This window comes from Phnomibacter sp. (assembly GCF_036803085.1).
In the GTDB taxonomy this organism is placed as follows: domain Bacteria; phylum Bacteroidota; class Bacteroidia; order Chitinophagales; family Chitinophagaceae; genus Phnomibacter.
On record NZ_DAIRUZ010000004.1, the window covers coordinates 395,019 to 406,894 of the forward strand.

The window sequence follows — 11,876 nt, forward strand, 5'->3', positions numbered from 1 at the left end:
GACTAAAGTGGTTTCATGAAACAAAAGGTTTTATTGCTCATCATTAGTGTGGTTTGTAGTTGGAGCTTTGGGCTGGCACAAACCGGCACCACACAGGCGGAAAAGGTAGATTTTACCTTCGGGAAAATAACTCCCGAAGCCTTTGAGCTACCTGCTGATGCCATTGAAAATGATGCAGAAGCATACATACTGTGCGATAAAGGTTTCTCCTCATTTGAAGGGAACAGCAAAGGCTGGTTTACGCTCCGGTTCGAACGAAAAGTGCGAATAAAAATAAACCATGCCAATGGTGTAAGTGCCGCCGATTTTCAAATACCCTTGTACCAGAGTGGGAGTGCCGTAGAGCGGTTGACCGGTTTAAAAGCCATGGCTTTTAATATAGAAGCCGGTAAGATTGTGTCTACCGAACTGACGGCCGATCAAGTGTTTACAGATAAATACAGCAACCGGCTGCAGTACAAAAAGTTTTCGGTGCCGGGGGCAAAAGCCGGTTCGGTGGTGGATGTAACGTATGTAATTGAAAGCGACTTTTTAAACAGCCTGCAACCCTGGGCTTTTCAGGGTTCGTACCCATGCTACTGGAGCGAATACGAAGTGGCTTTTCCATTTTTCTTCAACTATGTAACCCTGGCACAGGGCTATCAGGAATTTTATCAGCGCACCAGCAGCGAAGTAAGGCAAACCTTCAATATAATGGTACCATCTGCCGATGGCGTTGGTAGCCGCAGCCAAATGGTGCGTGAAGATGCCAACGTACAATTTACCCGCTGGGTAATGAAAAATGTACCGGCACTCCGCGAAGAAAATTTTACCACCTCACTTAAAAATCACATTGCTAAAATTGAATTTCAATTGAAGCAATACCGGTTTGAGGGTTCGCCGTATCAGGATGTAATGGGCAACTGGCCTGCGGTAGTAAAAGCCTACAATGAGTCGGGGAGTTTTGGTGCCGATTTGTACAAAAACAATGGCTGGCTCGATGATGAATTAGCAAAGGTTGTTACAAAAAGCGCATCCAAACTGGACAATGCAAAAGCAATAGTCAACTACCTGCAACAAAAATATTCGTGCAATGCAGGCGGCGAATTTTTGACCAGTAACTTAAAGGCAGTTGTGAAAGCAAAGGCCGGCAATGTTGGCGATATCAATCTGTTGCTTACTGCCATGTTGCACCACATCGGCATCAAGGTGCACCCGGTAATACTTAGTACCCGTGCCAATGGCTGGTCGCATGAATTTTATCCGCTTACAGACAGGTTTAACTACGTAATAGCCAAAGCCAACATTGATGGTACTACTTACCTGTTGGATGCCACGGAGCCGGGCTTACCTTTTGGCAAGTTGCCGCCTCAATGTTACAATGGCCATGCCCGTGAAATAGCCGGCGAAGGGCCAGCGTTGTACATCAGGGCCGATTCGGCAAATGAAAGAAAAGTGACCACTTTATACATGAGCAATGATGACAATGGTAAATGGACTGGTATTGTTACGGGCAACCTCGGCGTGTTTGAAAGCCTCCGTACACGGCGGTCTGCCAAGGCCGACGGCATAGCCACCGTAGCGGCACAATGGAAAAAAAGAGCACCCGCAGATTGCAGTATGAGTGAACTGAAATTTGAGCACCTCGATAAAGCGGAACAACAAGTAAAAGTGCAGTACAATATTACTCCGGAATTAGATACAGATGCCGACTTATTGTACATCAATCCATTGATGGGAGAGCAGTACAAAGAAAATCCTTTTGCCAGTGCTACCCGCCGCTACCCGGTGGAAATGCCCAGCACCGTTGACGAAATGTTTGTAGCCAACATAGAAGTGCCGGCAGGCTATACAGTGGAAGAAATACCCAAGAGTGCAAAAATCAATTTGTTTGATGAAGATGGATTTTATGAATACATCATTCATGCAGACGCCAACCGCATCATGCTGCGCAGCAGGCTGGTGTTACGCAAAGCAGAATTTCCGGCAGAAGACTATGAAAGCCTGCGGGAGTTTTTTAGTTATGTGGTAAAAAAGCAGGCAGAGTCCATCGTATTCAGAAAAAAACCGAAGGCATAAACAAGCCATTACAGTACATGAAATATTGGAGCATACTCACACTGGCGGCACTCCTGCATACCTGTGCCATAGCACAGCAATATGCCGTGGCGCTTATTCCCGATTCGCTGCGCAAAGCTGCGAACGTGGTAAAAAGAAACGACGTGCATGAAGTAATCATAGAAAGCAAACTGCGGGCCGAATACCGCTACACCGTGGCCTACACAATTCTCAATGCGCAGGGCGATAATTATGCCACGCATTACGAACGCTACCATAAGTTTCAATCCATCAACCACATTGAAGCCCATTTGTACGATGCCTTGGGCAACAAAATAAAGTCGCTCAAAAAAAATGAAATCGACGATTTGAGTGGCATGGGTGCCGGCACCGAAATATCCGACGACAGAATAAAGTCATTTGGCTTTTACCACAAAACCTATCCTTTCACGGTAGAGTTTACTGTGTCGGTGAGTATGAAGGGCCTCATGTTTTTACCCAATTGGTATGCTATAGAAGGAGAGGGGCTTGCTGTAGAGCAAAGCAGTTTTGAAATTACTACAGCACCCGGCATTTCAGTATTGAGCAAGGTCTTTAACTATCCCGGGCAGCCCATGCAAACCAGCAACAACGGCCAGCAAAAAATAAAATGGGAAGTACGCCAGCTGTCAGCCATACAACATGAGTATGCCGCACCACCGTGGCACGAAATATCGCCGGCTGTATTTACCGCCATGAAAGATTTTCAAATGGATCAGTACCAGGGCAGCAACGAAAGCTGGGCCCGGTTTGGAAGCTTTGTATATGAGCTCATTAAAGGCCGCGATGAACTGCCCCCCTTGCTGAAAGGCAAAGTGCAGGAATTGATTGCCGGTAAAAATACTACATACGAAAAAGTAGCAGCCTTGTACCAATACATGCAGCAAAATACCCGCTACATCAGCATACAACTGGGCATAGGCGGCTGGCAACCTTTTGATGCAGCCTTTGTGTACAACAAAAAATATGGCGATTGTAAAGCACTTGCCAACTACATGCATTCCCTGCTGAAAGAGGCCAATATTCCTTCCATTTACACACTGGTAAAAGCCGGCAGGGGCAACACCCGTTTTATTGAAGACTTTCCTTCTTCTCAGTTTAACCATGTGATATTGTGTGTGCCACAGTCAACCGACAGCATTTGGCTGGAATGTACCAGCCAAACGATGCCTGCAGGATACCTCGGCGATTTTACCAATAACCGCCCGGTATTGCTGGTGAAGGAAACCGGCAGCAAACTGGTGCGTACTCCACACTACAACGAACAACAAAACCAACAGCTGCGCCATGTAAAAGCACGGCTGAGCAGTGATGGTCATTTAATCATCAATGCCAATACGATGTATACCGCCATTCAGCAAGATGATTTGCATGGCATGATACATGCCCTGACTGCCGAAAAGCAAAAAGAAGTTTTGCAACAGCGGTTTGCATTGGGCACTTACGAAATCAAAAATTTCACCTATAGCGAACGCATGAAAACATTGCCGGAGCTGGAAGAAAACATTGATATTGAGGTAAGCAACTATGCACAGGTAACCGGCAAGCGATTGATGTTTGCACCCAATGTAATGTCGAAGGGTAACTGGCGGCTCAATCAGGATTCATCTCGCAAGGCTGATATTGTATTTACATATCCTTACACCGATATAGACACTGTAACCATTGATGTGGGAGTGGGCTACAAAGTAGAAGCGCTGCCCAAAGCGGTACATTTTACCACGGCCTTTGGTAGCTATCAGTCGAGCTGCGAGTATAAAGATGGCGCTGTGTTGTACTATCGCCGTATGCAGCGCAAAGAAGGCCGTTTTCCTGCCAGCCAATGGAAAGAACTGGAGCAGTTTTTTGAAAACATCACCAAGGCCGACCGCAGCCGCATTGTGCTGGTGAAAGAAGAATGATAGGTGCTTGAAAGAATATGTGTAGTAAGCTAAGGAGACCGGCAAGCGGGTAATTTTGAATGAAGCTCCCAACCCGGCCTTTGGGCCGGCAATCTGGCTACCAACTTTGTATTAGAGAAGAGACTAACGTTTTGCGGCTTGGCGAAGGTGGCGATTTAACCACAAATGTTCATACGAAGCACACACTTCAAATTTACGAAAAACTGTCATACGAAGCACTGAACCGCCACTTTTGCCAAACCGCTGTTAGTGGCTGGGCTTCTTTGTTTTCCGTCTGTCAGCAACATTTTTTGTCCTGCTGAATTGGTGGACAAGCAACACTTCCGTAGCTACAATAAACACAGCAGTCGCCTTGTTTTGGTTTTAGAACTTGTTTGCATTTTTCACATTCGTAAAAATATTGGCAAGCGTCTGTCGGCATTGTTTCTTCTTTCTTATGTCCGCAGTTGGGGCAAGTTATTGTTGATTGTAATTTGATTTCCATTTTAATTTTCTTTTTTGTCGGTTACAGAATATCCTGTTGAGTTTATTGCTTTTTCGATTTCAGAAATATTTGTTTTTGAGTTGTCAAATTCTATGATTGCATTTCCATTTTCATATGAAGCGTTTGAACTTATTATTCCTGTCAATTTATTTACTTCGTGATTTACGTGTTCTTCGCAACTCGCACAAGTCATTCCGCTAATCGTAAATTTTACTTTTTGAATATTGGATTTGTCCACTACTATGATTTGCTTTTCTTTCTTTGGGTAGAAAATGCTTGAATAGTATGGAAAGGCAAGCATAACGATTGCAAATGCTGTTACTATTCCTAAAAACATTTTTGACTGAATGAATTTTGGTTTTTCTTCTGTCTCACAGTTGCAGTCAATTTGCTTTTTAGGTTTCAACTTTTGATACCAAGCAAAACCAAGAACCAAAATTGTCAAACCGATAAAATACGGTCTGAAAGGTTCGAGCCAAGAAAAAGTAGAAGCAAGTCCGCTTGTTCCTGCAATGAGAGCCAAGACAGGTGTAATGCAACACAATGAAGCTGCAATTGCTGTTAAAAGTCCTGCTCCGATTAGTTTGTTGTCTGTTTTCATAATGTTTCTAATATTTTGTTTTCGTCAAGTATTTTGAAAAACGGTTTCAGCATTTTTTCATACTCTTTTGTCAACGAGTAAAAAATGGTTTGTGCTTCTCGTTCGGTTTCAATAAGTTTTCTGTCTTTGAGTTTTCTCAAGTGTTGTGAAACTGCTGAAATTGTCATACCGAGAATGTCGCTTATATCACAAACACAAAGTCGTTTTTCTTCATAGAGCAGAAATAGAATTTTCAGTCTTACGTTGTTTCCTGCCAATTCAAGTCCGTTCGATAAATAGTCAAACGAGCCGTTGAGTTCTGAAACTCGGTCTTTACAGCGGTTTATTTGTTTAATGTCCGCTTGTTGTCTTATACAAGAATTGTTGTCCATAGCACAAAGGTAGTCAATTTGCTTATTTAAGCAACTACTAAAATACGAAACATCAAAAAGAACCCGATTTTGTCTGACGGGTTGTGTCGTCATAGCCTTGCCACTAACGTTTTGCAGCTTGGCGCAGGCGGGGCTTTTTAGCACTACACTTAAACCGAAGAACTGCACTTCAATTATACGAAAAATTGTCATACGAAGCACGAAACCCCCGCTTGCGCCAAACTGCTGTTACAGGTAGGCGTTCTTTATGTTTATTCGTCAAACCGTCAATATTTTCTGTCCTTTTTCGTCTATAATTATTTTTTCGTTGTCAAATGTTGTTACCAAGGCAAACCCGTTATAAAATGGTTCAATTGTCAGGTAGCGATTTTTATAAACTTCCTTCCCTTTTTTGTCAATGTGAAACCAACCGTTATTGTCTTTAGCTGTTGCAAAGTTTTTATGGAAAACTCCCAAGTCAAGAAATGATTTGTCGTTTATGAGTTTCCCTTTGTTGTCAATGTGTCTGTAAAAACCGTCTTTAGATTTTACACAAGCAATTCCGTCTTTGTAGTCGCCTGCGTAAACAAAATTGTCTGCGTAAATACGGTTTCCGTTTATGTCAATGTGAAAATATTGGTTGTCTGTATTGCGAACGGTGCAAATGTTTTCTTGAAAATTTCCTGTCCACGAAAACGAAGTTTGATAAACTCTTTCGCCTTTTTCATTAATGTGAAACCAACGATTGCCGTCAATTACAGAAGCACGATTACAATAAAAACCAAAAGTTCGTGAGTAGCGATTTCTGTAAAGTTCGTTTCCGTTTACGTCAATGTGATAAGCACCCGAATTATCTAAAACAGGAGCAAGTGCTGGCGAATGAAATTTTAAAACTTCAATAAATGTTTTTCCGAAAATTGGTTTTCCGTCAAATAAAAAATGCGTGTTGTCTGCTGATACTTTAATTTCTTGCCAATTCATTGTTCCTAAATGTCAGTCCTGTTAAATAGTTTATCCAATTATCTTTTGTGTAAACTTTCTTGTTTATGCTGAAATGATAAAACGCAATTAACATATCGTGAGTGATGAAAATTGTCATTCCGTTTTGTGTTGAGTTTTCGTTTATGAAATTCGTAATTCTAAAATTTAACTCGTCAATGTTCGGAATGCCTGGAATTTTTTCGCCTTGCATAAATCGTTTATACATTTCGTCAAAACCGTGTTGAAGAAAAAATTTCCCTGCAATTTTTTCGTCTGAAATATGAAGTCCGGGCGCACCCAACGAAGTTGTTTCAATTATTTCTATTGAATTTCCATAACCTTTGGTTATGTATTCAGCCGTCTGAACACAACGACCAACAGGACTTGTGAAAATTCTATTGATTTTTCTTTCAGATAATATTTCGCCAAACCTTTGTGCGTTTTGTTTTCCTTTTTCGTTCAATAAAATTTCATTTCCGAAAGAACCTTGCGGAATGTCATCTCTGTCAGCGTGGCGAAGCAAAAGCGATATTTTTTCGTTTTCCTTCATTTAGTTTGGTTTACGCATATTGCAGGTTTTACACAAATCAATTGTCTTGTAATTCTTTACAAGGTTTTGGTAATTGTCGTTTTGCAACACTTCTTCAATGCTTGTGTTTTCAATGTTTCCAAAGTGTCCAAGAGTTTTTCGCATTTCGTCAGGTGCACAACAAGGCGAAATATTTCCTGTCGCTGAAATCCAAAGTTCCTTTTCTAAAAACGGACATTCGTAGCTGTCGGGAATTTCTTTGTTTTCGTTTTTCTGTAATGGAATAATGTTTTCCAAAATCACTTTTTCGCCATTTGGCTTGCGGAATTTTTCTTGTGCTTCGTTCGCTTGTTTTACATACTCATTCCATTGCAAAATACTTTCGGGCGTTGCTTTCATTGATAAATGTTTGATTTCATCAAAATGCGCCCAAAGTTGATGTCCCTTTACTCTGTCCACACCAAGTTGTGAAGCCAATTTTACGATGTCTGCCAATTCGTGCATATTGTTTTGCATAAACGTAAGTTGAAACGTTACACGGCAGTAATAACCTGTGTTTGCAAAGTGTTCATCACGAATACGGATAAACTCTTTCACGTTTGCAACTGCTTGTTCAAAGTCAATTCCTTTCATTACTTCTTGCGAAGTTTCGGTAGTTGCACCGTTCCAACTTATTTTTACGTCCGTTGTAATTGGAACAATTAGTTTCGCCCATTCGGTAACGGTTTTCTCTGTTGTTCTCGGAAATGTTCCGTTAGTTGTCAAATTCATCTTGATGTTGTATTTGTAACACAACTCAATAAAGTGGGCAAAATGCTTGTAGATTAGCGGCTCGCCCATTGTGGACGGTATCATTTCCATAACACCGATTTTTTTTGCTTGCTCAAAAATTGGTTCTAACCATTCTTTCGGCATTCTGCGATGTTTACCGTTTAGTTTTTCTTTGATGTAAGTTGAAAACGGACTGTGTTCTTCGCACATTGTGCAACTCAAATTACAATCTTCAGGATTTGTGTCAAGCGTAACACGCCAAAGTTTGTAAATGAATTTGCTATAAATGTTTTCTAATTCTTTGCAATGGTCTTGGATATTTGGAACGCTTCCGTCTGCGGAATACAAATAACCTTTTTCGCCTAACGTCTTCATTTTGTCAGGATTTGAAACAGCAAATTTCATTCGTTCTGCTAAAGAATTTGCGTTGCGATGTTCAAACAAAAGTCCGTTTACATTGTGCTCAACATATTCTTTCATTCCGCCAAAATCGGCTGTGATTACAGGAACCTTACACGATTGCGCTTCGTGAATTACAAGAGGCGAATTTTCGCCCCAAATACTCGGAACCACAATGCAGTCAACATTTGAAAAAACATCATTCGCCAAATTATGATTGATGTATTCTCCCGAAAAATCAATCTTGTTTTTTGAATTTTCGGCTAATGATTTTAAAGCATTTGTGCTTTGTCCGTTTGCTCTGCCAAATATTTTAAGCGTTGCAGGTTCTTCAATTTGCTTAAATGCTTCAATCAATAGGTTTACTCCTTTTGCAGGAATGTGAGTTCCGATGTAACCAAAAGTGTAATTCGTTTTCTCTTTCGATTTTTCGGTTTGGGTTAGATATTCAGTGGGAAAGCCATAATCTAAGTATAAGATTTTGTTTTCGGGAACACCATAGTCATTGATAAATCTATCACGTAAATAATTTGAAGGGGCGATAAACAAATCAACTTTTTTGATGATTGCTTTTGTTTCAATCATTCGCTGATGAATCCAAATGCTCCAATTTTCAATTTCTGTGGTTTCGATTTCCTCTCGTCCGCTGAAATACACTTTGTAGCAATCAGTCGCACATTTTTTATCGTCTTGTTTTTCGCACAACTGAAAGTTGTTTTCGTTTCCAATGCTTCGTGTCAAAAATTGTCCACGTGGACACATTAACCAAAAGTCGTGAAGCGTGTAAACAATGGGAATTTTGAGTTTATTTAGCTCGTCAATCAAACCTGTTGATAGGTGATTAACGTGACCTATGTGTGCAATGTCGGGTTTAATTTGCATTAGTAACTCAGAAAAGTTGTCGTCCATTTGTTTGTGGCGATAACCGTCCTTGCCCTGCGGATTGTTTACGAAGTAAAGTGTTAGGTTGTCGTTGACTTTTTGTTCCCGAATACTGAAACAAGCTGCATAGGGATTCTCTTCCCGTGTAAAAACGGAAATTTTGTGTCGCTTAGAAAGTTCGTTGCAAATGGATTGACTATAAACTTCTGAACCTGCATTGTAATTGGGCGGATAGCCGTGTATTATTTTTAAAATGTGCATTTTTAGTCGGATTAAAAATATAAAAGCAAGCGGGCGAAGCCCGCTTGCTTAATGCACAACTTATCTTTTACCTTTTTGCTGGTTCGGATTAAGCTGTTTTCCACGATTACCTTGATTTTTGTCAAAGGTCGTGTTGCTTCCATTAGTTCCCTTGTTTGGGTTCTTAATGTCTGCCTGATGATTAGATGATTTGTTTTTCATAAATCACAACAGTTTAGAAGTTACGCCTACTCTTAATTTGCTTTTCGGCATCCGCACCGTCAGTTTTGAATGGACTTCAGAATAACCATTTTATCGTCACCGTTGTCGGTTTGCAGTGTCTTTTTACGCTTACCTGTAACGGTTTGGCGCTTGGCGCAGTGGCGGATTTCGGAGCACAAAACTGTCAATACACCACAAAAGTTGATGCGAGGTAGAATGTTCAATTAACCACATCACCCGCCATTGAACCAAACGCCTGTTACCTGCTGTGTTTCCTTCTGTCGTCATAGGTTTGACATTAAATACTGAACAATTTTTTCTTTCCTTTTCTGTATTAAATCTCTCGTCCAAGACGGATTGTCCTTTGTCATTTCTTGTATTTCCCTTTGTTGTTCCAAGTGGGTGTAACTCGCTCTTTTGTCAGCAAATGGTTTGTTACCAACTGAACAATTATGAGATTTTGAAAGCAGCAAATAGTTTCCTAAACAGTTGATGTGTTGATGTATAAACTCTTCATCATAAGTGTCGTAACCTGTTTCTGGATTTTCTGTCTGTGGTGCAATATGCTCTAATTCAGGACTTGTTATTTTATCAAATCTTGTCGGTGAGTAACCACTTTTTCCTTGTGATTCAAGATGATTCTCGTATTTCCAAAGCAAGAATTTTGCGGTCGAGTGATTAACACCACCTTGTAATGCTTTTTCTAGTTCATTGTTACCCCAATATGACCACCACCAATCTTGTGTAGTTTTCATCCAATCAATTCTAATAATTATTGGTGAAATGTCAGAATGCTCAGAAGTGAATTTTTGGTATACGTCATTAAGTCTTGATGTTATGTCTGCTCTTGTTCCTATTAGTCTGTGTCTTATTACTAAAGATTCAAGACTTGAACAAAGTTGTGATATGTCATTTTTGGAAAGTCCAAATTTGTAAGCCTTAATAATAAATGGAATAGAAATACCAATGCCACCAAGTGAAATGAGTGAATGAATTTCAATATTTTCTCTTTGGTCTTTGCCGAAGAATGACGTTAAATGCTCAAAACTTATCGCAAGTGAACGAGTAAAATCCTTTATAAATGAAATTGAATTTTCTTCTGAAAGTAATTTATTGATTTTTTCAATTGCGTTTGATTCCCAAAGAGAATTGAAATGAACTCGTAATGTGTAAACCAAAACATCATCTTCATTGATGTTGTATTCGATTGAAGAAATTGATTTGTAGATTTTTTCAAAGCGTGATTTAATTTCGTCAATCAATGATTCTTTTTCTTCTCCAGCATAAAGATGAACATTGAACATAAATTGAGCTTTTATTATCTCCAAATTTGAAGGTTTTTTACCCCTGTTGTTTTGGAAGATAAACATTTGAATTGCTTCTGATTCGTCTGTAACTGGGTGTGTTGTGCAAGATGCACTTTGAACAGTTTCAAGCATCTTTAAAAGATATGCTTCATCTTTATTTGAAAGTTTTTGAGCAAAGAAATCATAAGCATTAACGATTCGTTTTGCAGATTCTGTATCAAGTCCGTTTTTATCCTTTTTGGTTTGGTCAATTACATAGTCTTTGAAAAGTTGGTTATCATAATCAACTGTCGCAAAACGAAATGTTGAATTTCTTTTGATAATGTCTTCAAAAGTTTCTTGTTCGGTTTCATTTAAAGGTCTGATTTGTTTAATTCGAGAGAACAGAGCCGAAAGAAAAATCACAATTGTTGTAAGTCGCTGTTGACCGTCAATTACTCCAAATTTATTGGCTTCTTTTTCTTCAAATAAAAAGTGTCCAAAATAGTATTTTGATTTTGTTGTGCTTCGGTTGTAATCTTCCAAGTCAGATAGAAAGGTGTTTACTTGTTTTGGCGTTTTACTACTTTCAAATTCTGTGTCCCAAGAATATGCACGTTGATAAGTCGGAACAAATATTCTGTTCCCTGCTAACATTTGTTTTATTGATGTTGATGCTTCCATTTAAAATTTTTCTGGTTGTTAAAAAAATTGGTGGTGGCTTCGCCACCACCAATGAATGTTTTTACATCGCTGGTTGATGCTTTTTGGATGAACTTTTTGAGCAAGAATTTGCTGTCAGGCTTGATAAACTTGAAAATTTCTGTCCGCAACACTTACAGGTGTATTGTGATTTTTCACTTCCTTCATACAATTCGTGCTTTTTCCCGTCAGGATTTCTTGAACAAGAATTTGCAGTCAAGCTTGATACACTCGAAAATTTCTGTCCGCACCATTTACAATAAAAATTTGCCATAATAATTTGTTTTTTTTGTTTGTGCTTACTCTATTCGGTTTTCAGCGTTCCCCGTTTTCTGCAAATTTCGTTTGTCAGTCCGTCAAACTGTGTCGTTGTGAACGGTCGTCCTAACATAGCAGGTAACGGTCAACAGCTTTGCGTTCGGCAGGGCATTGGAAAAACGTCCAGCCCGGAA

9 protein-coding genes are annotated in these 11,876 nt (G+C 39.8%); 2 read left to right on the plus strand and 7 right to left on the minus strand.

What is annotated here, in order from left to right; genetic code table 11:
* Positions 1 to 15: 15 nt before the first annotated feature.
* Both V7Q13_RS10970 and V7Q13_RS10975 read left to right on the plus strand, forming a co-directional pair.
* Positions 16 to 2,058: a transglutaminase domain-containing protein gene (locus V7Q13_RS10970; RefSeq protein ID WP_333800729.1), complete on the plus strand. Its 2,043-nt coding sequence runs from the start codon at positions 16 to 18 to the stop codon at positions 2,056 to 2,058.
* A 17-nt stretch (positions 2,059 to 2,075) separates the two neighbouring features.
* Positions 2,076 to 3,977 carry a DUF3857 domain-containing protein gene (locus tag V7Q13_RS10975; protein WP_333800730.1) on the plus strand — a complete coding sequence of 634 codons (1,902 nt, stop codon included), beginning with the start codon at positions 2,076 to 2,078 and terminating at the stop codon, positions 3,975 to 3,977.
* A gap of 277 nt (positions 3,978 to 4,254) precedes the next feature.
* On the opposite strand, the gene V7Q13_RS10980 is transcribed toward V7Q13_RS10975, so the two are convergent.
* The 7 genes from V7Q13_RS10980 to V7Q13_RS11010 form a co-directional block, all read right to left on the minus strand.
* The gene (locus tag V7Q13_RS10980; RefSeq protein WP_069796431.1) at positions 4,255 to 4,461 is read right to left on the minus strand and encodes a GDCCVxC domain-containing (seleno)protein; all 207 of its coding nucleotides are present in this window, start codon (positions 4,459 to 4,461) and stop codon (positions 4,255 to 4,257) included.
* Between the two features lies 1 nt (position 4,462).
* Entirely contained in the window at positions 4,463 to 5,062 is a 600-nt protein-coding gene (gene merTP, locus V7Q13_RS10985) for a mercuric transport protein MerTP (RefSeq protein ID WP_035630394.1), read from the minus strand.
* On the minus strand, positions 5,059 to 5,625 hold the full coding sequence (locus tag V7Q13_RS10990) for an ArsR/SmtB family transcription factor (RefSeq protein WP_442958256.1): 567 nt from the start codon (positions 5,623 to 5,625) through the stop codon (positions 5,059 to 5,061). Before V7Q13_RS10990 ends, merTP begins: the two co-directional genes overlap by 4 nt.
* 66 nt (positions 5,626 to 5,691) lie before the next feature.
* Positions 5,692 to 6,393, minus strand: a complete 702-nt coding sequence (locus V7Q13_RS10995) for a WG repeat-containing protein (protein ID WP_333800731.1) — start codon at positions 6,391 to 6,393, stop codon at positions 5,692 to 5,694.
* A complete protein-coding gene (locus tag V7Q13_RS11000; protein WP_333800732.1) occupies positions 6,374 to 6,943 on the minus strand; it encodes a histidine phosphatase family protein in 570 nt (189 codons plus the stop codon). Before V7Q13_RS11000 ends, V7Q13_RS10995 begins: the two co-directional genes overlap by 20 nt.
* Positions 6,944 to 9,235 carry a glycosyltransferase gene (locus tag V7Q13_RS11005; RefSeq protein WP_333800733.1) on the minus strand — a complete coding sequence of 764 codons (2,292 nt, stop codon included), beginning with the start codon at positions 9,233 to 9,235 and terminating at the stop codon, positions 6,944 to 6,946.
* 485 nt (positions 9,236 to 9,720) lie between these two features.
* On the minus strand, positions 9,721 to 11,406 hold the full coding sequence (locus V7Q13_RS11010; protein ID WP_333800734.1) for a DUF262 domain-containing protein: 1,686 nt from the start codon (positions 11,404 to 11,406) through the stop codon (positions 9,721 to 9,723).
* Positions 11,407 to 11,876 lie beyond the last annotated feature (470 nt).